We start from the raw sequence: 23,488 nt of genomic DNA, 5'->3' as shown, positions 1-23,488 counted from the left end.
TCTCAAGCGATTTCGGAGTCGTTGAACGCGTCGATCTCCTGCTGATAGTTCTCGCCCATCTTCTGCACCTGATCCAGGGTCAGAGCGGCTTCGCGTTCGTCGATCTTGGCCATCGCGAACCCGACGTGGACCAGCACCCAGTCGCCGACCTGAAGATCGTCTTCGGCGAGCAGCCGGACACTGATGGTCCGGCGTACCCCATTGACGTCGACCTTGGCCAGATGGGCTTCAGCGTCGACGAAATCGACCACCTGGCCGGGGATTCCGAGACACATTGCGGTTTTCCTCTCAGCAGATCCGGGGCAGCGGGTCGCCGACGAGCATGTCGACGATGCGGGTACCGCCGAATGATGTTCGGAGCACGACGATCCCGTGCGGCTCGGGGATGATCTCGCCGACGACTGCGGCACGGGCGCCCTGAGGGTGGGTCCGCAGGGCCGCGACGGCGGCATCGGCCTCCTCGGGTGGGACGACCGCGAGAAACTTGCCCTCGTTGGCGACGTAGAGCGGGTCGATGCCGAGCAGATCACAGGCACCCAGCACCTGGGGTTCCACCGGCAGCCGCGCCTCGTCGAGGACCACCGCGAACGGGCGGTCCCTGACCAGTTCGTTGCACACGGTTCCGACACCACCACGGGTCGCGTCCCGCATCCACCGCGTCGACGGTGCGACAGCCAACAGGGCCTCGACGAGTGCGTGCACGGGAGCGGTATCCGATGCGATGTCGGCGTCGATGGCCAGATCGCCGCGGGCCAGCATCACCGCCATGCCGTGATCGCCGATGGTGCCGGACAACACGACCTTGTCGCCGGGTTGCACGAGTTCGCGTGCCAGGCGCCGGCCTTCGGGAATCACGCCGACGCCGGCGGTGCAGATGTACACGCCGTCGGCCGCATCCTTTCCCACCACCTTGGTGTCGCCCGTGACGATCAGCACCCCGGCGTGCGCAGCGGCTTCGGCCATGTCGGCCACGATTTCGCGCAACTCACCGATGGGGAACCCCTCCTCGATCACGAATCCCGCCGACATCCAGCGCGGTCGGGCGCCCGAGACAGCGAGGTCATTGATGGTCCCGTGCACGGCGACGTGGCCGATGGACCCGCCGGGGAACCGATGCGGCGCAACGACATACGAATCGGTGGAGAACGCCAGCCGGTCTCCGGTCGGGGTGGTCACGACTGCAGCGTCACCGAGCTGCTCGAGTTCGGGGTTGCGGAAGGCTTCCACGAACACCGCATCGACCAGTGCCGCCGACGATTTCCCGCCCGCCCCGTGGGCCAGGGTCACCACATCGTCGAGCAGCCGCGGACGCCGCTGCCGGAACTTGTCGATCCGTTCGAGTGCGCGGTCCTCGCGCTGTGCCGCCGTGGTGGCGGTCATGATGCGTGCTCCCGGGTGCGGGCCAGGTGTTCCTGGGCCACCGACCACAGCCGGTAGCCGAGCATGGCGTGGCTTTCCTGAATCCGGTGAATGCTCTGGCTGTGCACGGTGAAACAGAAGTCCAGGTCCTCGGCGGTCCCCATGCGCCCGCCGTCGTGACCGGCGAATCCGATGGTGAGCAGTCCGCGCTGCTTGGCCTCGGTGATCGCCGTCATGAGGTCCTCGGAGTTGCCGGACGTCGACAGCGCGATGGCGACGTCGCGATCGCGGGCATGGGCGATGATCTGGCGTTTGAAGATCAGCTCGAACCCCACGTCATTGCCCAGGGCGGTGACGACGGCTTCGTCGGCGGCCAGCGACCAGGCGGCCACGGGTCGGCCCCGCGCCGGGCGGCTGAACAGGGTGGCCAGGGTGGCCGCATCGGTGGAACTGCCGCCGTTGCCCAGCGTGTAGAGCCTGCCGCCGCGAGCGAATCGCTTGGCCATGGCCTGGCCCGCCTGGATCAGTCCGGGATCGTATTCGCGGAGTGACTCCTGTTGTAACCGGGCGCTTTCCGAGGCTTTCCCGCGTGCCGAGGACGCCAGGTCGTCGAGCAGGGACCGGGCGTCGGTCTCCTCGGATTCGATGAACGGATAGAGAAATCCGGTGCTGTCGGATTGGTTGGTGGTCATGAGGCCGTCTCCGTGTCCAGCAGGGCGATCCCGGTGCCGGCATGCACGAGGATCAGATCATTGGGTGACACTGCGCCGAGCACCGCGACATCGACCCATTGCTCGCCGTTGCGGGTCCGGACGAGCGCCTGGCCGGTCGACTCACTCTCGGCCAGCACAACTTCTGCGAGCTGCCCCTCGTCGCTGCAGGTCACACACACCTCTTCGGTGCCTTCGGCCGCGGCGGATTTGAGCAGTCCCGGATGCTCGAAGCACACGTGCGTGAGTTCCCAGAGCAGGTGGTACATCAACACGAAGCGGCCCGTGGCAGGCACCATCGGATCGTCCGAGTCGACCCACAGGATGTGATGGGCGGCGCCGGCCGGGGGACGTGGGCCCGAGCCGATCCACACCGTCGTGACGCCCCACGCGGGTGCCCGGCGCATGGCATCGACGACCGCGGGCTCGTCCGCCGATGCCACGGCCAGCAGCAGATCACCGGGCTGGCTGGCCACCCTGGCCTGAGCGACGGGGTCGGGTTCGACCAGCGCGACGGACGGCAGGGCCCGTTTGCCCATGATGACCGGGTGAACGAATTCGACGGCGACATGATGCGCGTGCGGTTCCCATTGCGGAGCAATGACCCACAGGGTGGCACCGTCGTGGAACTTGCGGGCGACGTCAAGTGCGGCCGCCGCGAGGTCGGCCGACAACTGGGTGTCGACGAACGGTTGTGCGGTGACGGTCATGGGAGACCTCCTCTTCCTCGTCGGACGGCGTTCACCATGTCGATCGTTGTCGTGGTGGCCTCGCACAAGGCTGCGCACTCGTCGCCGCTGAGGGTGTCGCACACCCAGTCCCAGTGGGCTGATACGAGCGTGCCGGGTGCCGGTTCGGTGACGAACGAGGCGCCGTCGCGGCTCCAGCGCACCCGCTCGGGGCGCTGCGGCCCCAGTCGCAGCTTCCCGTCCTCGACGACGAGGGGCTGCGTGTCGATGACGGCGTGTTCGCCGTCGATGGCGGTGACGGTGCCCCACCGGATCCGGCAACTCTGCAATACCTTGAGTGCCGTGGTGGGCTCCCGATCGAGGAACCGCACCCAGGGATAGACCACGAAGACGTGAAAACTGTGGTGCGCCAAGACAGCCGGCGCGGATTCGACATCGTCGAGCAAGCCGGTCACCTGGCCGGAAAACGCTGCCCGCAACGTCTTGAGCAGCACGGCAGGGTCGACGCACCGCAGCGGCGGGCCGCCCACCCAGTACCCGCGGACCACATCGACATCCAGCGAGGCCGATCCGGTGGCGCGGGCGATGGTGCTCAGATACGGCCAGGCCCCGTCGAATTCCCTGGCGTGGCTTGCCAGCTCGGCCGCGTCGTCCCCCCGCAGCAGCACGCCGGAGTCTCCCGGCCCGCAGTAGCCGAGCTCGTTGGGCGGATATGCGTAACGCGCGAACAGTGCGGATCCGGCTGGGAGGGTGTGCAATCCGAGGTTGGTCATGGCTCACCCGGCATTCCCGACGAGGAGCTGGCCCAACGCGATGCCGCCGTCGTTGGGTGGCACCTGGCGATGGGTGAATACCTGGAATCCTTTGGCGCGCAGCGCGGTCAGCGTCAGGTGCAGCAGCAGCGCGTTTTGGAACACCCCGCCGGAGAGCGCGACGGGCTGGCCCGGCACGGTCCCGGTTTCGGCCAGCGCGACGACCAGATCGGCCACCGCCCGATGGAACCGGGCCCCGATCACCCCGGCAGGTACGTCGCCGCGCATATCGTCGATCACCGCGGCGAGCACCGGCGCCGGGTCGAACACCGCCGGGTACCGGTCGGCGTCGACACTGAACGCATACCCGCCGGCACCGGTGTCGACGTCGCGCGACAGCCCTTCCAGCTCGATGGCCGCCTGTGCCTCGTAGTCGACCACCTGACGCACCCCGATCAAGGCGGATACGGCGTCGAAGAGCCTGCCCATGCTGGAGGTGGGTGTGCACCCGGTACCGGTGCTCAGCTGATGTTCGAGTACGCGAAGCTCGTCGGACGGACAGGCACGCACCGGCGGCAGGTCGGCATCCCATTGCAGCCCGGCGCCCCAAAGATGCGCCAAGGCCATTCGGTAGGGCCGCCGCACGCTGATGTCGCCGCCGGGCATCGGCACATAGCGCAGGTGCGCGAGCCGCTGGTAGCCCTTGTAGTCCGCTTCGAGCAACTCTGCACCCCACACCGCACCGTCGGGGCCGTATCCCGTTCCGTCGAAGGCGAATCCCAGCACGGGACAGTTCAGGCCGTGTTCGGCCATCACCGCGGCGATATGAGCGTGGTGGTGCTGCACGGTCCGCAGCGGTCGGCCGTCGGCGTGGCGCTGTGCCCAGCCGCTCGACCGATAAGCGGGATGGGCATCGGCGGCAAGGACTTCGGGCGTGACGCTGGTGAGTGCCTCGAGGTGCTCGACCGCACGGCCGAACGCGGCGAGCGTGGCAAGCCCATCCATATCGCCGATATGTGCGCTCAGCCAGGCGTAGCGCTGTTCGGCCACGGCGAGAGTGTTCTTGACATCGGCACCCACGGCGAGCGTGGGCGGTACGGCCACGGGAAGGGCAACCGGCAGTGGGGCGTAGCCCCGCGAGCGGCGGATCGGCACTTCGGCGCCATCGACCACGCGGAGCACGGAGTCGTCACAGGGCACCAGGATTGCCCTGTCGTGGGTCAGCCAGCCGTCGGCCAGGTACGAGAGCCGTTCCGACGCATCGTCGTCGGTGTAGCAGATCGGTTCGCCGCTGAGATTGGCCGACGTCATGACGAGCACCCGGGGGCCTGGGCAGTCGCCCGGCAACCCGAACAGCAAGGTGTGCAGCGGACTGTAGGCGAGCATCACCCCGAGGTCCGGGTTGTGTGGGGCCACCGAGTGTGCGACTGCAGCACCCGGGCGGCGTGGCAGCAGGACGATCGGGCGTGCCGGGCTGTCCAACAAGCGGGCCGCCGGAGCAGCGATGACAGCGATGTCGTGTGCTTCGGCGAGATCGGGCACCATCACGGCAAAGGGCTTGTCGCCGCGGCGTTTACGTCGGCGCAGTTCGGTGACGGCTCGATGGTCGCCCGCATCGCAGGCCAAGTGGTAGCCGCCGATTCCCTTGACACCGACGATGCCGCCATCGCGTAGCAATTGCCGGGCAGCCTGAACACCGGATTCGGCTGTGGCAGTGGTCTGGCCGTGGAAGGTCACGGTGGGGCCGCAGTGGGGGCAGCACACCGGCTGGGCGTGGAACCGCCGGTCGGCAGGGTCGGCGTACTCACGGGCGCAGTCAGCGCACATGGCGAACGGCGCCATCGCCGTGGCTGCCCGGTCGTAGGGCAGTGCCGCGATGATGGTGAAGCGGGGGCCGCAGTTGGTGCAGTTGATGAAGGCGTGCCGGTAGCGGCGATCAGCCGGATCGCGCTGTTCGGCCGCGCATTCGGCGCACATCGCGACATCGGGTGACGCCAGCGTCCGGCCGCCGTCGGCCCTCGTCGTGTCGGCGATGACAAATCCGGTGCCGCCGGCCACCGGGATACGCGTCGTCTCGATCGACTCGACGACTGCCAGCGGCGGGGGACTGTCGCGCAACCGATCCAGGAATTCCTCGATGGCGGTGCGTTCACCCTCGATCTCGATGACCGCGCCCGAACTGTCGTTGCGCACACACCCCGTCAGACCCAGCGCCGCCGCGGTGGTGTACACGAACGGCCGGAAGCCCACGCCCTGCACCACGCCGTGCACGCCGACCCGAAGCCGTTGCCGCACAATCATGGTGGATCCTCAGGGTTGCGACCGCGTCCCAACAGCTCCAGTCCGCGCATGGCCGCGTCGGCGCCGGCCGCATCTGTCTTCTCGACGGCGAAGCCCATGTGGATGATCACCCAGTCGCCGGGCCGCAATGTCTCATCCGCCAGCATGCCGACGTTGACCTTGCGCTGCTCACCGGCCACGTCCACCAGGGCCAGCTGCCCGCCGTAGCCCTCCAGCATGCGTACCACCTGCCCCGGGATGCCCAGACACATGGTCAGACCTCCCGGTTCGCCAAACGTGCGGTCGCAGCCTCGACCGCCGCGACCGCACCGGGGATCGCTGCCGTGACACTGCCGGACAGCCCGATGCCGTCGGCTACTGACTCGACTTCGCAGCCGATCACCACCGTGTAGGGCGGCTCGCCGCCGAGCGCGGCGAGACTGGCGAACACCGCTGCGGGATCCATCGCGTGGGCATCCAGACCGGCCGGGCCGGACAGGCCGGCGACGTCGGCCTCGAACACATGCAGTGTTCCCGGTGACCCCCGGCACGGCAGTGCGTCGACCAGGATCAGGGCATCCCAGTCGTCGAGCAGGTCGTACGCCAGATGCATGCCACCGATGCCATAGTCGCGCATGCGGATTCGCGTGTCCTCTCCACGCCGGGGGACATGCTTGATCACCTCGGGGCCGAATCCGTCGTCTCCGAGGAAGATGTTGCCGATACCGGCTATCAGTACTCCGGACGTGATGTCACCGGCTACATGCGGCGCATCTTCAGGTAACGCTGGGCATCGGGAATCGACCTCAGGCCGAGTACTGCACCGACGACCACGACCGCCGCCACGATCACGACGGCGACCCAACCCACGACTTCCATTGCGACTCCTCTCATTGCACCAGCGGTTCGACTTCATCGGGCGAGAAGTACAGGTAGCGCCCGTAGGATTCGTGTAGGTCGGCGGCCGGGTCGTCGTCGAGCACAACGCCCAAATGCCGGTCGCCGTCGACGTCCTCGTGAACCGATGCCACGCGCGCGATCTTGTCGACGAAGAACAGGTCCTGCGCGTCGGCGCGGCGCGAAGGGTGCAGCCGGACGCGACTGCCGCGACTCACCCGCACCCCGTTGACCAGCACAGCGTCGACGGCGGGGTCGACCGCGCCGTCGACCGACGGATCCCACCACTGGATTCCGTCGGGCAACTCCGGGATGAGTCCCGGCTCGCCTGCTGCATGCGGATTGCGCAGCACGCCATGCAGATTGAGCATCGCCTCGGGTGACATCGAGTCACATCGGTCGATGATCTCCGCCGCCCGCGGGTCGGTGGCGCGGGCGTGCGCCTTCTCCTCGTCGGTCATCGTCATGATCCGCAGCGTGAGGATCTCGTCGATCTCGGTCGAGTCGTAGAGCGCACCCCCGCTCTGTGCGGCGATCTCGGGATGGTCGTAGAGGATGATCGGCGACACCAGAACGAGCCGGTTTTCCTCGGGTGGGCCCGCAAGGACGGGGAAGCAACGGTGATGCCGGCACCTGGAAGCCGCGGCGCTCGCATCCGCGGGCGGGTCCAGCAGAGAGATGAATTCGCCGCCGCAAACGGATGCCACGACGTGGGTCCCGATCAACGACACTGCGATGGCGTCGTCCTTGCTCGACGCGGGTGCCGCCGTGTTCGTGACGGACACGCTCAGCCGAAGCAGCCCGTCGTCGGGCTCGGACGCGACGGTCAGCTCACCGTGTAGTCGGCGCCGCGATCTTACCAACCTGCCGCCTTCGAGGTATTCGATGTCGGTGCCCGGCCGTACGGACAGGCGGCGGGTCTGTCCGGCACCCAGCTCTGCCAGATCGAAAGGACCGAACTGGATTTCGTGCTCGATCGCCTCATCCCAGCTGAGCCATGACCCGCGCGCGGTGACCAGTTCGTCGACGGCTTTGAACCGGTGCCCGGTGCAGCGGCGCTCGGCTGTGCGGCGTTGCAGCTGGAGGAACCGAACGACGATCGAAAGCGTGGGTCGGTCCTGTGCGCGGACGAGCACCTGGGCCGACAGCACGCTGTCCTCACCGATGCCGGTCAGTGCCGCACCGGTGGGGCCGAGCACGCCGAATTGCCAGCGGGACTGGTTCTTCTGCGAGTCGGCCCGATAGGGATACAACAGGTAGCCCTCGTAGAGGACCGCGTCGGCGACCGCGCGAACCTGTTCCCAATTGGTGCTCATGGTATTTCCTGCCGGGACAACAGCGAAGTGATCGTCTCGTCGAAGGACAGCAGGCCACGCCGGGACTTGTAGGCGGCCAGGTCCGCGAGCGTGTCGTGGCGCAGACGCAGCCATCCCGTGTTGGGGAAGTGGTGGGCGATGAGGTTCTGCCACACCGCGACCGGCATGTCGAATCGGTCCTCACGGTCCCATGGCACCTGGGTGACGGTGAATCCCCCCGAACCCCGGGCGAACACGGTGCCGCTGAACAGGAACTGCAGTGGGATCACGCCGTCGTGCAGGGCGTGCAGGTACTTCGCGGCGGCCACTTCGAAGTCGTAGGTGCATTCCAGTGTGAGCCCGACCTGGGTGGTGCCGGTGAACCCGGGCACCATGGCCGTGGCGTGCTGCCACAGGAAGGTGCGCTGAGTACTGGGCCAGCGTTCGCGTGGGCCGAAAAGGTCGAGCAATCCCGTGGCCTCATCGTCGGTGTAGCCGCGGCGCATGGGATCGATGCGCACCTGACACCGCAGTACCAGCGCGTGGACGGGGTCGTCACCGATCGCCGCCACGCCGACGCGCGCGGTCAGGATCGGTGTCACTGCATAGGGTTCAGGGCTGATGTCGAGGACGGCGAATGTCAGCTCCGTCGTGGGGGCGGTCACGGCGGCACCACCCGGCTGCGTTGCGCGAGTGTGCCGAAGTACTCGCCGATGTAGCGACGAACGTCCTGCCCACCGTCGAATCCGCGCCACAGCAACCGCATTCGGCCGACGAACTCGTAGCAGGAGTCGATGGGCAGCACATAGCACTCGGGGGCGAGGGAGTCGTCGTCAGGCAGCCGTACCAGCAACGCCTCGGTGTCGGCGGCAGGCAGACCCATCCTCGGGTCGGCCTCGACGATCGCCTTCCACGCGTCCAGGTCGAGTTCGGATTCGGTGGCTCCCGCCGGACCGGGGTAGAACGCGACGGTCCGGTCGAGGGTGGAGTTGCGGAAGAAGAACGCCAGGCCCACCGGGATCTGCAACGCTTCCCAGTCCGCCCTGCTGACGGCGCAATCGGGAAGCGCCAGATAGCGGTCGGGGACGGCGCGGTACCGCAGTTGGGCCGCGCTGTCGGTGAACAGCAGGTAGCAGCCGCGGCAAACGCACATCAATTGGCGGCCTTCGACATTGACGACGTGCCGGTGTTCGTCGGCGATGGGCTCCGAACACATCTCACAGCGCTCACCGGGTTGCTCCGGTGCTCCGCGGCCCGCACGGATCCGGGCCAGTACGTCCAGCGGGCTGCTCACGTCATGGCTTCCTGCGCGATCGCCATCGACGGCACGCCGTCACGCCTCAGCACAGGGATGGGCTCGAGGTGCTGAGCGCTGTCGTCGTCCTCGGCACGGCCGGCGTGAACCACGTCGAAACCGGATCCGCACTGCGGACAGCTCAACACCGTGCCGGCCACCGTCGCTCCCGCCATCCCACGCGTGCAGACCGGACAGCGATCGCGGTAGCCGAGGAGTTCGTCGCCGAGCCGGCACACGAGCACCGAGGTGCCGGCGACTGCGAAACCGCCCACCTCCCCGGGCCTCAGGTCGTCGAGTGCGGGCACGGGATGCCACGTGGTGTGCCGGTGACCGTTGCTGTGCACGTGGGCCAGCAGTGACTGCGCGGATATCAGCGGTCGACCGGCGTCGTCGGGCACGACCTCGATCGAGGTGACCTCCGGCGCGGCGTTCTTGACCGCGTCTTCGATCGCCAGCTCGAGTGTGGCCGCCGAGGACGGGCAGCTCTTGCAGCTTCCGCGCAACCGCAGCCGGACCACCGACCCGTCGACCTCGAGCAGGTCGACGTCGCCGCCGTGCGATCCGAGATACGGGCGAACTCGGTCGAGGGCGTCGGCGATGCGCCGCTCGACCGGATGCGGATGCAGGCCGTGCACGAGCAGCAGACTGGCCAGGAGATCGTCGCCTGCCACTGCCTCGACGATCGCCGGATCGGCCGAGGCGATCGACAAGATCCGTTGCAGCCCAGCGCCGTAGAGGTCGGTCACCTCGCGTACCAGCCGTTCGGCACGGTCCAGTGCCGCAGCACCGCCGGCGGCGCTGGCCTCGAGAAGGTTCTGTATTCGGTCGCCTGCCGAGCGCCAGTGCGCTGCGTCATCGGGTTCGCGGACCGGCGTCACGGCGGGCGTCATGTGTCAGTCCACGGTGGCTGACTGGGTGGGGGAGTGCGTGAGTTCCAAGGACTTTCCGTCTCCGAGGTACATGTGCACACCGCAGGGCAGGCACGGATCGAAGCTGCGCACCGTGCGCATCACATCGATGCCCTTGAAGTGCTCGCGGTCGTTCTCCTCGAAGATGGGTTGGCCCTGTACCGCATCCTCGTAGGGCCCGGGCGTGCCGTAGCTGTCACGCGGATTGGCGTTCCACGGTGTCGGCGGATACGGGTGGTAGTTGGCGATCTTGCCGTCCCGGATCACCATGTGGTGGCTCAGCACGCCGCGCACCGCCTCGGTGAAGCCGCAGCCGATGGCCTCGTCGGGGACGTCGAAGCGCTCCCAGGTCTTGGTGCGGCCGGCCCGGATCTCGGCCAGCGCCTTCTCCGCGAAGTGCAGTGCGCACGCCGCGGCGTAGGCCTGGAAGTAGGTGCGGGCGCGGTTGCGTTCGATGGTGTTGCTGCCCTTGTCGGGAATCTTCCACTCGAACTCGACGGGACCCTTCAGCGCGGTCTTCGGCAGGTTGATCTGGACGCTGCGGCCGGTGGCCTTGACGTAGCCGATGTCGACCAGACCGGCGAGCGCCGTCGACCACAGCCGGGCCAGCGGGCCGCCTCCGGTGTCCAGGGCCAGGTGGTTGGTGCCGTCGTACCAGCGCGGCGACATCACCCAGCTGTAGGCCTCGTCGAAGTCACGCTTCTGCGGCTTGGGGTTGGTGTGCTGGTTCCACGGGTGGCGCCGGTCGATCGGGTTGCCGAGCGGGTCGGTCTTGACGAACATCTCCTGATCGGACCAGTCGTCGTAGTAGCTGTGCCCCAACAGGATTCGGATGCCCAGATTGATGTCGACCAATGAGTGGGTGAGGAGTTTGCCGTCGACCACCACGCCCGGCGTGACGAACATGGCGTCGCCCCACCGTTCCATGTCCTTGTAGGCGAAGTTGCAGACCTCGGGATCCTGGAAGGACCCCCAGCAGCCGAGCAGGGTGCGGCGCAGGCCGACCTGGTCGTAGCCGGGCAGCGCCTCGTAGAAGAAGTCGAACAGATCGTCGTGCATCGGCACGACTTTCTTCATGAACTCGACGTAGCGCATCAGCCGGGTCATGTAGTCGGTCATCAACTGCACGGTGGCGGTCGTGCCGATGCCGCCCGGATACAGCGTCGACGGGTGCACGTGGCGGCCTTCCATGAGGCAGAACATCTCTCGCGTCCACCTGCTGACCTGCAGGGCTTCCCGGTAGAACTCACCTGTGAACGGGTTGAGCGCCCGCATGATGTCGGCGATGGTGCGGTGCCCGTGCGCCTGCGCGTGCGGCGCGGCGGTGTTCTCGGCCTTGGCCAGCACGCTGGGATTGGTCTCGGACACCATCTTCTCGCAATAGTCCACGCCCACCAGGTTTTCCTGGAAGATGTTGTGGTCGAACATGTATTCCGCGGCTTCGCCGAGGTTCACCAGCCACTCGCCGAGATGCGGCGGCTTGACGCCGTAGGCCATGTTCTGGCAGTAGCACGAGCACGTGGCGTGGTTGTCGCCGCAGATTCCGCAGATGCGACTGGTGATGAAGTGCGCGTCGCGCGGGTCCTTGCCTTTCATGAAGATGGAGTAGCCGCGGAATATCGATGAGGTGCTGTGGCATTCGACGACTTCGCGGTTCTCGAAGTCGATCTTGGTGTAGATGCCGAGGCTGCCGACGATGCGGGTGATCGGGTCCCACGCCATCTCCACCAGTTGGCCCGGTTCGCGCTTGAGGTGTGACGGCTCGGGAATGATGGTTGTCATCGGACTTCTCTTTCAACTGGGTGATGCCAGGAATGCCAACGGTTCCGGTGTTCCGGCGGGCGATCGACGGGCCGAGGCCGGGTAGCCCCGGCCCGCGTGGCTACCAGGTGCGAGTCGCCCCGGTGTCCAGCGTCGTACCGCGATGGCGCCACTTGGGCTCCTTGTCGACGGTGCGGCCGGTGACATGGCGCAGGCTGCGGATCACCGACCCGTAGAGCCCGGATGCTGCCGTGGACACCTTGCCGCCCGGTGGTTCATCCATGAACGGCATGAACTTGTCCGGGAACCCAGGCATGGTGCACCCGATGCAGATGCCGCCGACGTTGGGGCAGCCGCCGATCCCGTTGATCCAACCGCGCTTGGGTACGTTGCACTTGACCACTGGGCCCCAACACCCAAGTTTGACAATGCATTTCGGTGATCCATACTCGGTCGCGAAGTCGCCTTGCTCGTAATAGCCTGCGCGGTCGCAGCCTTCGTGGACGGTGTTGCCGAACAGCCACGTGGGCCGCAGCGCATCATCCAACGGGATCATCGGTGCCTGGTCGGTGGCCATGTACAGCAGGTAGGTCAGGGTCTCGGCGAGGTTGTCCGGCTGGATCGGACAACCCGGCACACAGACGATGGGGATGCCTGCCTTGCTCTTCCAGTCCCAGCCGAGATAGTCGGGAACCCCCATGGCGCCGGTCGGGTTGCCCGCCATCGCATGGATGCCGCCGTAGGTGGCGCAGGTTCCGACCGCGACGACGGCCGTGGCCTTGGGGGTCAGCCGATCCAGCCATTCGCTGGTGGTCATCGGCTGGTTGGTCGCCGGGTCGTTGCCGAACCCGCACCAGTAACCCTCGCTCTTGATCTGCTCGTTGGGAATGGAGCCCTCGACGACGAGGACGAACGGATCGAGTTCCCCTCTGTCGGCTTTGAAGAACCACGCGAGGAAATCATCGGCACCGCCTGCCGGGCCACATTCGAAGTCGATCAAGGGCCAGTGGACGGCGATTTTCGGTAGACCAGGAAGGGCTCCGAGGGCAATTTCTTCGATGCTCGGTTGAGTGGCGGCAGTCAACGCCACCGAGTCACCATCACAACTCAATCCGGCATTGATCCACAGCACATGGATCAGTGCCTCTTCCGCTTTGACCGCTGCCTCTGTTGGCATACGTCACGGCTTCCTTGGGGCCCGGGCTGGGAGTCCCAAACTCTGATCTAGACGCTCACCGGTTTCTTCAGGGCGCCTGAAATCTGGGTCTACTCCTGGGAGTTCATGTTGTCAACGGCCGACGCCGACATCACGGTTTTTGCGCAGGTGTCAATCCAGGAGTACCACTGCTCGAGGCCGTCTCCGCGCGCTGCCGACACCGTCAGGATGTCTACCCCTGGATTGACCGATCGTGCACGGCTGCAACAGGTTTCGACGTCGAAATCGACGTAGGGGATGAGGTCGATCTTGTTGATGACGACCAGGTCGGCGACCGCGAACATGTGTGGGTACTTCAGCGGTTTGTCCGCCCCCTCGGTTACCGAGACAACGACGACCTTGTTGCGTTCGCCAAGGTCGAACAGCGCCGGGCAGACCAGGTTTCCGACGTTCTCGATGAACAGCACCGAATCGGGCTCGGGGTCGAGCGCGTCGAGGGCGCCACGGACCATGTTCGCGTCCAGGTGACAGCCGGCCCCGGTGTTGACCTGGACCGAGCGCGCGCCCGCGGATCTGATCCGGTCGGCGTCGAGCAGGGTCTCCTGATCTCCTTCGATCACCGCGATGGGCCGCCGGGTTCCGTACTCGCGGATGGTGCGTTCGAGGAGGGTGGTCTTGCCCGCCCCCGGTGAACTCGTCACGTTGAGGGCCAGGATGCCGCGGCGGGCGAGCCACCGGCGATTCTCGTCGGCGACGAGGTCGTTCTTGGCGAGCACCTTCTGTTCGAGCGTGATGGTCTCGGTGTGCTCGTCATGGTCATGAGGGTGGTCGTGCCGATGGGGATGGTGATGGTGGTCCTGGCCGGGGAGGGTGATCACCGGGCCGTCGTGGCCATCGTCGCCGCAACCGCAGGTGGCACACATGTCAGCTCACTTCCATCGAGAGGATGCGCAGGTCCCGACCGGCGGTCACCTCGACATCGGCGCTGCCGCACCGGCACAGCAGGATCAGGTCGGGGAGTTCGAAATCGGTCCCACAGCCCCGGCAGTGCGCTGTGCCGGGGTGTATGTCCAGGTCGAGTCGGGGACCGTCGGCGACGGTGCCCTTGGTTACCAGGTCGAAGCAGAACAACATGGAGTCCGGGACGACTGCGCACAACGCTCCGACCTCGAGGCGCACACTGCGTACCCGACGACCGGCGGCGTGTTCGCACACCGCGTCGACAACGCTCTGGGTTATCGCCAACTCGTGCATCGCTGCCCCGTTCGGGCCGGATCTCCTCACGATATGCCTGAATCGCGGGAAGCACGGCGTGTCCACTTGAGATCGAACATTTGTTCGTTACTGTGGGGTGCAGTTGGACCGAGCTGACTTGTCGGTGGCCTGCTCTAGCGTCACGGCCAACCGATCGGAACACCGGTCAACACGACTACTTGGAGAGGCACCACCATGGCGCAGCAAGCCCCTGATCGCGAAAAAGCCCTCGAACTGGCGATGGCGCAGATCGACAAGAATTTCGGCAAAGGCTCGGTGATGCGCCTCGGCGAGGAGGTTCGTCAGCCGATCTCGGTGATCCCCACCGGATCGATCTCGCTGGACGTGGCGCTCGGCATCGGCGGCCTGCCGCGTGGCAGGGTCGTCGAGATCTACGGCCCGGAATCCTCGGGTAAGACCACGGTGGCGCTGCACGCGGTGGCCAACGCCCAGGCCGCAGGCGGTATCGCGGCGTTCATCGACGCCGAGCACGCGCTGGATCCCGAGTACGCCAAGAAGCTCGGGGTGGACACCGACTCGCTGCTGGTGTCTCAGCCCGACACCGGTGAACAGGCCCTGGAGATCGCCGACATGCTGGTTCGCTCCGGTGCGCTGGACATTCTGGTGATCGACTCGGTGGCCGCCCTGGTGCCCCGCGCCGAGATCGAGGGCGAGATGGGTGACAGTCACGTCGGCCTGCAGGCCCGCCTGATGAGCCAGGCGTTGCGGAAGATGACCGGCGCGCTGAACAACTCGGGCACCACCGCGATCTTCATCAACCAGCTCCGCGAGAAGATCGGCGTGATGTTCGGCTCGCCCGAAACCACCACGGGTGGTAAGGCATTGAAGTTCTACGCCTCGGTCCGGCTGGATGTCCGCCGCATCGAGACCCTCAAGGACGGCACCGACGCGGTCGGTAACCGCACCCGCGTCAAGGTCGTCAAGAACAAGGTCTCGCCGCCGTTCAAGCAGGCCGAGTTCGACATCCTCTACGGCCACGGCATCAGCCGGGAAGGCTCACTCATCGACATGGGTGTCGAGCACGGCTTCATCCGGAAGTCCGGGTCCTGGTTCACCTACGACGGTGAGCAGCTGGGGCAGGGCAAGGAGAATGCGCGAAAGTTCTTGCTGGAGAACGTCAATGTCGCCAACGAGATCGAGAAGAAGATCAAAGAGAAGCTCGGTATCGGCGCCGATGTGACTGTGGACGATGAAGCACTTCCCGCCCCGGTCGACTTCTGAGTCGACCGACGACACCCACAAAGAGCAGACGCAGGATCCCCCCAAGCGCGAGGAGCAGGCGCGTGACGTGTGTCTGCGTCTGCTCACCGTGCGGGCACGCACCCGCGCGGAGCTGGAGGGCCAGCTCGCCAAGCGTGGCTATCCCGACGATGTGAGTGGCAAAGTCCTCGACCGGCTCGCCGAAGTCGGGTTGGTCGATGACGAGGATTTCGCCGAACAGTGGGTCCGGACGCGGCACGCCAACTCTGGAAAAGGCAAGCGCGCCTTGGCCGTCGAGCTTCGCAAGAAAGGCATCGACGGCGAGGTCATCTCGGCTGCGCTGGCCGACCTCGACCCGGCGGCCGAACGCCAACGTGCCGAGCAGCTGGTACGCGACAAGCTTCGCCGGGAACGGTTGGGCGATGACGACGACGTGAAGGTGACACGCCGGTTGGTCGGCATGCTGGCGCGTCGCGGCTACAGCCAGTCGATGGCCTTCGACGTGGTCAGCCTCGAGTTGGCCAGTGAGCGGGAGCGCCGCCGGGTGTAAAACCGGATGCGAGAAGGCTTGTACTGCCTCTACGTTCGTCATCGTGAACGGAGATGTGGTCATCCTCACCGGTCCGCCGGCGAGCGGGAAGACGACGGCCGCCGAGCTCATCGCCGGCTCGGCGGGCAAGTCGACTGTGCACGTCACCACCGACCAGTTCTTTCGCGCGATTCGTTCGGGTTACATACCCCCGCATATGCCTGAGGCGCAGGCTCAGAACGAGATCGTTGTCGATGCGATCGTGGCAGCGGTCGCGGTGTACGCGCAGGGCGGATTCGACGTGATCGTCGACGGCATCGTCGGCCCGTGGTTTCTGGCGCCGTACCGAACTGTCGCGGCGCGAACGGGTCTCGCGTTGTCGTACATCGTGTTGAGACCCGCTCTCGGCACCGTGCTGCAGCGGGCGCGGGGACGCAGCGGACCGGATCTGAAGGACCCCGACGCGATCACCGGATTGCATGAGGCGTTCGCCGATCTGGGCGACCTCGAACGCCATGTCATCGACAACACGGACCTCGACGCTTCCGGCACCGCAGAGGTGGTTCGGCAGGCGATCGCCTCGGGCCGCTACCGCCTGCGCTGAGTTGAGCCGACCGGCTCGGCTAATCCCGCTGGTCCTGCAACACCACGGCTCCGGGAGCGCCCTCCTGTTCGACGGCCTCGGCGTGCAGCGGAGCGGGGCCGCGGCTGGACCGCCGCAGGCGGCGTTCCAGCCGGGTCGCCAATGCCGAGAGTGCGAAGTTCACGCTGATCATCAGCACCGCGATCACGATCAGGGCGGGGATGTAGTTGCCGTACGCCGAACCGACGACGGTGCCCTGGCGCACCATCTCCACGAACGTGATCTGGTAGCCGATCGCGGTGTCCTTGAGCACCACCACCATCTGCGACACCAGCACCGGCAGCATCGATGTGATGGCCTGGGGCAGCAGGATCGACCGCATGGTCTGGCCCCACGTGAGACCCAGCGCAGACGCTGCCTCGGCCTGACCACGCGGCAACGCGTGCACGCCCGCCCGGACGATCTCGGCGATCACCGCGCCGTTGTAGAGCGTCAGGCCCGTGACCACGCCCGCCAGCGCCAACTGCTTGGACGGGAACACGTCGTACATCGCGTACAGGGCGTAGCTGAACAGCATCATGATCAGCACCGGCACCGCGCGGAAGAACTCGACGATCACCGCGCACACCCAGCGCAGCGGACCGATCGGCGACAGTCGACCGACCCCGAGCACACATCCGAGCACGAGCGCCAGCACGATCGACAACACCGCCGCGGTCAGCGTGCCCTGCACACCCGGCAGCACATATGTCGTCCACAGGCCACCGGTGAGGAACGGCTTCCATTTCTCAGCGGTGAGCTGGCCGGCATCGCCGAACCGCCACACCACCGCGACAGCCGCGAGCAGTACGACGGCCACCGTCAGGACGGCGGTCACGCGATTACGCGCCCGTGCCCGCGGGCCCGGGGCGTCGTAGAGAACCGATGACTCGGCCATCAGTGTTCTCCGTTCTTCGCGCGAGCGCTCATCAGTGTTCTCCGTTCTTCGCGCGAGCGCTCATCACCGAACCACCGCCCAGCGTTTCCCGAGCCAACCGAACAACAATCCCAATGGCAGCGTCAGCACCAGGAATCCGGCGGCGAAGATGCTGCCCACCGCCAGCAGGGCCGCGGTGTTCTCGATCATTTCCTTCATCAGCAGCGCCGCCTCGGCCACACCGATCGCCGAGGCGATGGTGGTGTTCTTGACCAGGGCGATCAGCACCGAACCCAGTGGGATGATCACCGCGCGGAAAGCCTGCGGCAACAGGATGATTCGGAGGTTCTGACCGAAACTGAGCCCGAGCGAGCGGGCTGCCTCGGCCTGGCCGATGGGCACGGTGTTCACCCCGGACCGCAGCGTCTCGCACACGAACGACGCGGTGTAGACGGTCAGACCGAGAACCGCCAGCCGGAACCCGCTGTCGGCGATGGACGTCGGGGAGTTCGGATCGGTCAGCGTGATGTGCAACGTCGTGCCGATACCGAGCGAGCAGAAGATGAGGATCAGCGTCAGCGGCGTATTGCGCACCACGTTGACGTAGGCCGCGCCCAACCACCGCATCACTGGCACCGGGGACAGCCGCATCGCGGCCAGCAGGGTGCCCAGCAGCAGCGCACCGATCGCCGAGTACACAGTCAGCTTGATCGTGGTCCAGAACGCCGAGACCATCTGCCCGCTGTACTTGCCGAGGTTCAGGCCGCTCTCACCGGCTTCAGTGCTGGTCGAGGTGTCCAGTGGTGGCGGGGCGGGGGTGGCGATACCCGCAGGCCCGAGGTTCCGCTCGAACGCGGCCTGCCAGGCCCCTTCCTGCTGCATCTTGGTGATGGCCTTGTTGATCTTGGTCTGCAGCGTTGTGTCGCCCTTGCGCAGGCCGATGCCGTACTTCTCCACCGAGAACGGCTTGCCGACGACCTTGAAGGCTCCCGGGAACTGCGCGGCGAAGCCGGCCAGGATCACCTCGTCGGTGCTCAGGGCGTCGATGGCGCCGGTGCGCAGGGCCTCGACACAGGCCGAATAGGTGTCGTACTGCTGCAGCTGCACACCCGGGTACTTGTCCTTGATGCGCTGAGCGGGTGTCGAACCGGTCACCGAGCACAGCTTCTTGCCGTTCTGCAGCGACTCGACGCCGGTGATGTCGTTGTCGTCGGCCCGCACCAGCAGGCCCTGACCGGTGATCAGGTACGGCCCGGCGAAGCTGACCTTCTTCTTGCGGGCGTCGGTGATCGAGTAGGTGGCGACGATGTAGTCGACCTGGCCGTTCTCGATCAGCGTCTCCCGCTGACCTGACGGTGCCTCTTTCCACTCGATCTGGTCGGGCTTGTAACCCAGCTCGCCGGCGACGTAGGTGGCGACGTCGACGTCGAACCCGGCCATCGAGCCGTCGGGTTTCTTGACCGCAAGGCCGGGCTGGTCGAACTTCGTGCCGATGACGAGCTTGTTGCTGTCGCTGCCGCAGCCGGAGGCGATGAACGGCAACGCGGCGGCCAGTAGGGCGAGGATGATCAGGCGTAGCGGCCGGGTGCGGCGCGTGCGTGTGGGCATCTGGTCGCCGCCCCTCAGTGGTCGAGGATCTTGCCGAGGAAGTCCTTGGCCCGGTCGGACTTCGGATTGGTGAAGAACTCCTCGGGTGCCGCGTCCTCGACGACTGCGCCGTCGGCCATGAACACCACCCGGTGTGACGCGCGCCGGGCGAAGCCCATCTCGTGGGTGACCACCACCATGGTCATGCCTTCGCCGGCCAGATCGGTCATCACCGCCAGCACTTCGTTGATCATCTCCGGATCGAGCGCGCTGGTCGGCTCGTCGAACAACATCACCTTGGGATGCATGGCCAGCGAGCGGGCGATCGCGACGCGCTGCTGCTGGCCGCCGGACAGCTGGGCCGGATATTTGTCGGCCTGGCTGGCGACGCCGACCCGCTCCAGCAGAGCCATCGCCTCCTTACGGGTCTTCTCCTTGTCGGCCTTGCGCACCTTGATGGGCGCGAGCGTGACGTTCTCGAGGATCGTCTTGTGCGCGAACAAGTTGAACGACTGGAACACCATGCCGACGTCGGAGCGCAACTGAGCCAGCTTGCGGCCCTCGGCGGGGAGCGGGTCGCCGTCGATGGTGATGGTTCCGGTGTCGATGGGTTCGAGCCGGTTGATGGTGCGACAGAGCGTCGACTTGCCGGAGCCCGAAGGCCCCAGCACGACGACGACTTGTCCGCGCTGTACTTCGAGGTTGATGTCCTTGAGAACGTGGAGGGCGCCGAAATGTTTGTTGACGCCCTGGATCGAGATCATCGGGACCGAGGTCGCGGTGGCCATGGGTGCAGACCCTACCCAGGGAACGCTCAGCTTGGGGCGTATCTGCGTCCCCGTAACATGTTCGTCGTGACTTCCACGGTGGCGCGCGGCGCTCAGGCACCCCATGAGGGGCAGGCCGACGTGCGTACCTACCAGGTCCGTACGTACGGCTGCCAGATGAATGTGCACGATTCGGAACGACTGTCAGGTCTGCTCGAATCGGCTGGTTACCGGCGTGCCGCGGACGGCGCCGACGCCGACATCGTCGTGTTCAACACGTGCGCGGTGCGGGAGAACGCCGACAACAAGCTGTACGGAAACCTCAGCCACCTGGCTCCGCGCAAGCAGTCGGATCCGAACATGCAGATCGCAGTCGGTGGCTGCCTGGCGCAGAAGGACCGCGATGCGGTGCTGAAGAAGGCGCCCTGGGTCGACGTGGTCTTCGGTACCCACAACATCGGTTCGCTGCCGACACTGCTGGAACGCGCCCGGCATAACCGCGAAGCCCAGGTCGAGATCGTCGAAGCGCTCCAGGAATTCCCGTCGACCTTGCCTGCCGCCCGCGAATCCTCTTATGCGGCATGGGTTTCCATCTCGGTGGGCTGCAACAACACGTGCACCTTCTGCATCGTGCCCGCGTTGCGGGGCAAGGAGGTGGACCGCAGGCCCGGCGACATCCTGGCCGAGGTGCAGTCGCTCGTCGACCAGGGTGTGCTCGAAATCACGCTACTGGGCCAGAACGTCAACGCCTACGGCGTGTCGTTTTCGGACGAGCGCTTGCGAGAGGACCAGACCGCGCCGCCCCAGCTCCCGCGCGATCGCACCGCGTTCTCGAAACTGCTGCGGGCTTGCGGAAACATCGACGGCCTTGAGCGGGTCCGGTTCACCTCGCCACACCCGGCCGAGTTCACCGACGACGTCATCGAGGCGATGGCCGAGACGCCGAACGTGTGCCCGACGCTGCACATGCCGTTGCAGTCGGGTTCGGACCGCATCCTGAAGGCGATGCGCCGCTCCTACCGGGCCGAGCGTTATCTCGGCATCATCGACAAGGTGCGCGCCGCGATCCCGCACGCAGCCATCACCACCGACATCATCGTCGGGTTCCCGGGTGAAACCGAGGAAGACTTCCAGGCCACCCTCGATGTCGTCGAGCGGGCCCGGTTCGCAAGCGCTTTCACCTTCCAGTACTCGATCCGGCCCGGCACCCCTGCCGCCACGATGGCCGACCAACTCCCCAAAGATGTTGTGACCGAGCGTTATCAGCGCCTGATCGAACTGCAGGAGCGAATCTCCCTGCAGGACAACCAAGCTCAGGTAGGGCGCACCGTGGAGCTGTTGGTCGCCACCGGTGAGGGCCGCAAAGACGCCGCGACCGCGCGGATGTCGGGACGGGCCAGGGACGGCCGGCTTGTGCACTTCACACCCGGCGGCATCGCGCCCGCCGAGATCCGGCCCGGCGACATCGTCACCACCACGGTCACCGCGGCCGCCCCGCATCATCTGATCGCCGACGCACCCGTGAGGCAACACCGGCGCACCCGCGCAGGGGACGCCCATGCCGCCGGGCAGCGGCCGCGCACCGGCGTCGGCCTCGGACTGCCCCGCGTCGGCGCCCCGCCTGTCCAACCCCCATCGGGAGGATGCAGCTGTTGACCGACGAGCACTTCGACGAGTTCAAGGGCGACCTCGACGCCGTCGAACGCAAGATGGCCCGGGAATTCGACCCGGGCAGCCGCGCGGTGGTGGTGGCGATCCTGGTGTTCGTCGTGCTGCTGTCCTTCGTGCTGCCCCACACCGGCTCGAGCAAGGGTTTCGATGTGCTGGTCGGTGACGCCACGGCAGTTGCCGACGGCATCTCCCTGCCGTCACGGGTGTTCACCTGGATGGCGCTGGTCTTCGCAGTGGGTTTCTCGACGCTGGCCCTGTTGACGCGGCGGTGGGCCCTGGCCTGGATCGCGCTCGCCGGGACCGCGGTGGCCAGCGCCACCGGCATGCTCGCGGTGTGGTCGCGGCAGACCGCCGTGCACCATGCCGGCCCCGGAATCGGGCTGATCATCGCGTGGATCGCGGTGATCGTGCTGACCTTCCACTGGGCGCGGGTGGTGTGGTCGCGCACGGCGGTTCAGTTGGCCGCCGAGGAACAGCGCCGTCGGGCCGCTGCTGAGCAGCACCGACGCGGGCTGCTCGACGACATCAAGGACGTCAAGCCCACCGATCCCGACAACCCGGACGCCTGACCGCGTAACCGGGTCGGGGACTTTCCTGTCCTAGCGGCGCTTGCCCAGCGACTCCGCGGCGGCGTCGGCCCACTGGCGCCACTGCTCGGCGCTGGCGCGGGCCGCCTCGGCTTCCTTGGTCCGGCCCGCGGCCTCGGCCTTCTGTGCCTGCTTCTCGAACTGCTCGACACGGCTACGGAACTGGTCGGCGCGGGCCTGGGCCTCCGGATCGACGCCGCCGGTGGGTGCATCGCGGATCTTCTTCTCGATCACCCGCAACCGCCGTTCCAGCTCGGCGCTGCGTTCGCGGGGCACCTTGCCGATCGCGTCCCACTTGTCGCCGATGGTGCGCAGCGCGGCCCGGGCGGCGTCCAGATCGGTAATGTCGATCTTCTCGGCCTCGGCCAGCAGCGCTTCCTTGGCCACGGCGTTGGCCTCCAGCTCGGCGTCACGCTCGGCATGGGCCGCGTTGCGCGCGGAGAAGAACACGTCCTGGGCGGCCTTGAACCGCTGCCACAACGCGTCGTCGACGTCCTTGGCCGCGCGGCCGACCGCCTTCCACTGATTGAGCAAGTCGCGGAACGCCGCGCCGGTGGCACCCCAGTCGGTGGAGTCGGCCAACTGCTCGGCCTTCTCGCACAGCTCTTCCTTGGCCTGCCGGGCGCTGGCCCGGCCGCGGTCGAGCTCGGCGAAATGCGAACCGCGTCGCCGGTTGAACGTCTCGCGGGCCGCCGAATAGCGCTTCCACAGCGCGTCGTCGACCTTGCGGTCCAGCCCGGTGATCGAGCGCCACTCGTCGAGAATCTCGCGGAGCCGATCGCCTGCGGCCTTCCACTGGGTGGCGTTGGCAGCCAGGTCCTCGGCCTCGGCGGCCAGCGCCTCCTTGCGGGCGGTTTGCGCGGCGCGGTGCTCGTCACGCTGCGCGCGTTCGGTTGCCGCGGCAGAGTCGGCCTGGTCGAGGATGGCCGTCAGCCGGGCGCTCAACGCATCGACGTCGCCGAGAACCGCTGCGGTGGGCAAGGTTTCGGCCAGCGAAGCGGCGGCGGACTTGATCTTGCGGGCGTCGCCGGTGCCGGAGGACAGCCGGTGCTCCAGCAGCGCCACCTCGGTGTGCAGATCGTCGAAGCGGCGGCCGAAATGCGCGAAGGCCGACTCGTTGTCGCCTGCCTGCCAAGACCCGATGACGCGTTCGCCGGACCCGGTGATCAGCCAGACCGTGCCGTCGTCATCCACACGGCCGAACCGGTGCGGATCACTCGACGGTGCGACGGGAACGACCGGTGCGGTGGCGGTGGTCGGGTGGGGGAC

Annotated in this window: 26 protein-coding genes and 1 pseudogene; 5 read left to right on the top strand and 22 right to left on the bottom strand. The window is 66.8% G+C overall.

Annotated features, from left to right (window positions below; translation table 11 throughout):
- Positions 1-2: 2 nt before the first annotated feature.
- The 17 genes from BST13_RS30030 to BST13_RS29955 all read right to left on the bottom strand — a co-directional run bounded on the left by BST13_RS30030 (position 3) and on the right by BST13_RS29955 (position 14,358).
- Entirely contained in the window at positions 3-275 is a 273-nt protein-coding gene (locus tag BST13_RS30030; RefSeq protein ID WP_083168709.1) for a HypC/HybG/HupF family hydrogenase formation chaperone, read from the bottom strand.
- A 13-nt stretch (positions 276-288) separates the two neighbouring features.
- Entirely contained in the window at positions 289-1,380 is a 1,092-nt protein-coding gene (gene hypE, locus BST13_RS30025; RefSeq protein ID WP_083168708.1) for a hydrogenase expression/formation protein HypE, read from the bottom strand.
- Entirely contained in the window at positions 1,377-2,051 is a 675-nt protein-coding gene (locus BST13_RS30020; protein WP_083168706.1) for a D-sedoheptulose-7-phosphate isomerase, read from the bottom strand. Before BST13_RS30020 ends, hypE begins: the two co-directional genes overlap by 4 nt.
- Positions 2,048-2,779: a hydrogenase assembly protein HupF gene (locus BST13_RS30015; RefSeq protein ID WP_083168705.1), complete on the bottom strand. Its 732-nt coding sequence runs from the start codon at positions 2,777-2,779 to the stop codon at positions 2,048-2,050. Before BST13_RS30015 ends, BST13_RS30020 begins: the two co-directional genes overlap by 4 nt.
- Positions 2,776-3,531 (bottom strand): DUF6390 family protein, encoded by a 756-nt coding sequence (locus tag BST13_RS30010; protein ID WP_083168703.1) that lies wholly within the window; start codon positions 3,529-3,531, stop codon positions 2,776-2,778. Before BST13_RS30010 ends, BST13_RS30015 begins: the two co-directional genes overlap by 4 nt.
- Positions 3,532-3,534: 3 nt before the next feature.
- The gene (gene hypF / locus BST13_RS30005) at positions 3,535-5,811 is read right to left on the bottom strand and encodes a carbamoyltransferase HypF (RefSeq protein ID WP_083168702.1); all 2,277 of its coding nucleotides are present in this window, start codon (positions 5,809-5,811) and stop codon (positions 3,535-3,537) included.
- The gene (locus BST13_RS30000; protein WP_083168700.1) at positions 5,808-6,062 is read right to left on the bottom strand and encodes a HypC/HybG/HupF family hydrogenase formation chaperone; all 255 of its coding nucleotides are present in this window, start codon (positions 6,060-6,062) and stop codon (positions 5,808-5,810) included. The genes hypF and BST13_RS30000 overlap by 4 nt, the downstream gene beginning before the upstream one ends.
- Before the next feature lie 2 nt (positions 6,063-6,064).
- Entirely contained in the window at positions 6,065-6,541 is a 477-nt protein-coding gene (locus BST13_RS29995; RefSeq protein WP_083168769.1) for a hydrogenase maturation protease, read from the bottom strand.
- Positions 6,542-6,549: 8 nt separating this feature from the next.
- Positions 6,550-6,669, bottom strand: a complete 120-nt coding sequence (locus BST13_RS40475; protein ID WP_095533764.1) for a DUF6893 family small protein — start codon at positions 6,667-6,669, stop codon at positions 6,550-6,552.
- 11 nt (positions 6,670-6,680) lie between these two features.
- The gene (locus tag BST13_RS29990; RefSeq protein WP_083168699.1) at positions 6,681-8,003 is read right to left on the bottom strand and encodes a hypothetical protein; all 1,323 of its coding nucleotides are present in this window, start codon (positions 8,001-8,003) and stop codon (positions 6,681-6,683) included.
- Positions 8,000-8,647 (bottom strand): DUF6084 family protein, encoded by a 648-nt coding sequence (locus tag BST13_RS29985; RefSeq protein ID WP_083168697.1) that lies wholly within the window; start codon positions 8,645-8,647, stop codon positions 8,000-8,002. Before BST13_RS29985 ends, BST13_RS29990 begins: the two co-directional genes overlap by 4 nt.
- The gene (locus tag BST13_RS29980) at positions 8,644-9,276 is read right to left on the bottom strand and encodes a DUF5947 family protein (RefSeq protein ID WP_083168696.1); all 633 of its coding nucleotides are present in this window, start codon (positions 9,274-9,276) and stop codon (positions 8,644-8,646) included. The genes BST13_RS29985 and BST13_RS29980 overlap by 4 nt, the downstream gene beginning before the upstream one ends.
- Positions 9,273-10,169, bottom strand: a complete 897-nt coding sequence (locus BST13_RS29975; protein ID WP_083168694.1) for a NifU family protein — start codon at positions 10,167-10,169, stop codon at positions 9,273-9,275. The genes BST13_RS29980 and BST13_RS29975 overlap by 4 nt, the downstream gene beginning before the upstream one ends.
- Positions 10,170-10,172: 3 nt before the next feature.
- Positions 10,173-11,969, bottom strand: a complete 1,797-nt coding sequence (locus tag BST13_RS29970; protein WP_083168693.1) for a nickel-dependent hydrogenase large subunit — start codon at positions 11,967-11,969, stop codon at positions 10,173-10,175.
- Positions 11,970-12,069: 100 nt separating this feature from the next.
- Complete coding sequence (locus BST13_RS29965) at positions 12,070-13,125, bottom strand: NADH-quinone oxidoreductase subunit B family protein (protein WP_083168691.1); 1,056 nt, start codon at positions 13,123-13,125, stop codon at positions 12,070-12,072.
- Positions 13,126-13,214: 89 nt separating this feature from the next.
- Positions 13,215-14,027 (bottom strand): hydrogenase nickel incorporation protein HypB, encoded by an 813-nt coding sequence (hypB, locus tag BST13_RS29960; RefSeq protein ID WP_083168690.1) that lies wholly within the window; start codon positions 14,025-14,027, stop codon positions 13,215-13,217.
- A gap of 1 nt (position 14,028) precedes the next feature.
- On the bottom strand, positions 14,029-14,358 hold the full coding sequence (locus BST13_RS29955; protein WP_083168688.1) for a hydrogenase maturation nickel metallochaperone HypA/HybF: 330 nt from the start codon (positions 14,356-14,358) through the stop codon (positions 14,029-14,031).
- A gap of 195 nt (positions 14,359-14,553) precedes the next feature.
- On the opposite strand from BST13_RS29955, the gene recA reads away from it, so the two are divergent.
- From recA to BST13_RS29940, 3 genes are read left to right on the top strand one after another with little or no spacing between them, the layout of a single operon-like run.
- Positions 14,554-15,600: a recombinase RecA gene (gene recA / locus BST13_RS29950; protein ID WP_083168687.1), complete on the top strand. Its 1,047-nt coding sequence runs from the start codon at positions 14,554-14,556 to the stop codon at positions 15,598-15,600.
- A complete protein-coding gene (gene recX / locus BST13_RS29945) occupies positions 15,569-16,129 on the top strand; it encodes a recombination regulator RecX (RefSeq protein ID WP_083168685.1) in 561 nt (186 codons plus the stop codon). Before recA ends, recX begins: the two co-directional genes overlap by 32 nt.
- A 43-nt stretch (positions 16,130-16,172) precedes the next feature.
- Positions 16,173-16,712: an AAA family ATPase gene (locus tag BST13_RS29940; RefSeq protein WP_158087215.1), complete on the top strand. Its 540-nt coding sequence runs from the start codon at positions 16,173-16,175 to the stop codon at positions 16,710-16,712.
- A gap of 19 nt (positions 16,713-16,731) precedes the next feature.
- On the opposite strand, the gene BST13_RS29935 is transcribed toward BST13_RS29940, so the two are convergent.
- From BST13_RS29935 to BST13_RS29925, 4 genes and pseudogenes are all read right to left on the bottom strand, one after another.
- Positions 16,732-17,628, bottom strand: a complete 897-nt coding sequence (locus tag BST13_RS29935; RefSeq protein WP_083168682.1) for an amino acid ABC transporter permease — start codon at positions 17,626-17,628, stop codon at positions 16,732-16,734.
- A 63-nt stretch (positions 17,629-17,691) separates the two neighbouring features.
- Positions 17,692-18,342 carry an amino acid ABC transporter permease gene (locus tag BST13_RS39905; protein WP_234792252.1) on the bottom strand — a complete coding sequence of 217 codons (651 nt, stop codon included), beginning with the start codon at positions 18,340-18,342 and terminating at the stop codon, positions 17,692-17,694.
- Between the two features lie 60 nt (positions 18,343-18,402).
- Positions 18,403-19,215 (bottom strand): annotated as a pseudogene (locus BST13_RS39900) (glutamate ABC transporter substrate-binding protein); the annotation flags it as partial.
- A gap of 14 nt (positions 19,216-19,229) precedes the next feature.
- Positions 19,230-19,958, bottom strand: coding sequence for an amino acid ABC transporter ATP-binding protein (locus BST13_RS29925; protein ID WP_170064358.1), 729 nt, complete (start codon positions 19,956-19,958; stop codon positions 19,230-19,232).
- Positions 19,959-20,039: 81 nt separating this feature from the next.
- Here BST13_RS29925 and miaB point away from each other — a divergent pair, with 81 nt between their 5' ends.
- Both miaB and BST13_RS29915 read left to right on the top strand, forming a co-directional pair.
- Positions 20,040-21,617 carry a tRNA (N6-isopentenyl adenosine(37)-C2)-methylthiotransferase MiaB gene (gene miaB / locus BST13_RS29920; protein WP_083168677.1) on the top strand — a complete coding sequence of 526 codons (1,578 nt, stop codon included), beginning with the start codon at positions 20,040-20,042 and terminating at the stop codon, positions 21,615-21,617.
- Positions 21,605-22,201, top strand: a complete 597-nt coding sequence (locus tag BST13_RS29915; RefSeq protein ID WP_083168676.1) for an Rv2732c family membrane protein — start codon at positions 21,605-21,607, stop codon at positions 22,199-22,201. The genes miaB and BST13_RS29915 overlap by 13 nt, the downstream gene beginning before the upstream one ends.
- Before the next feature lie 30 nt (positions 22,202-22,231).
- On the opposite strand, the gene BST13_RS29910 is transcribed toward BST13_RS29915, so the two are convergent.
- The coding region (locus BST13_RS29910) for a DUF349 domain-containing protein (RefSeq protein ID WP_245839860.1) at positions 22,232-23,488 on the bottom strand (1,257 nt) is incomplete at its 5' end.

Origin of the sequence: Mycobacterium aquaticum (assembly GCF_002086485.1) — a bacterium.
Classification (GTDB): Bacteria; Actinomycetota; Actinomycetes; order Mycobacteriales; family Mycobacteriaceae; genus Mycobacterium; species Mycobacterium aquaticum.
Note: the sequence above shows the minus strand (reverse complement) of the source record. Positions and strands in the feature narration are given on the sequence as shown.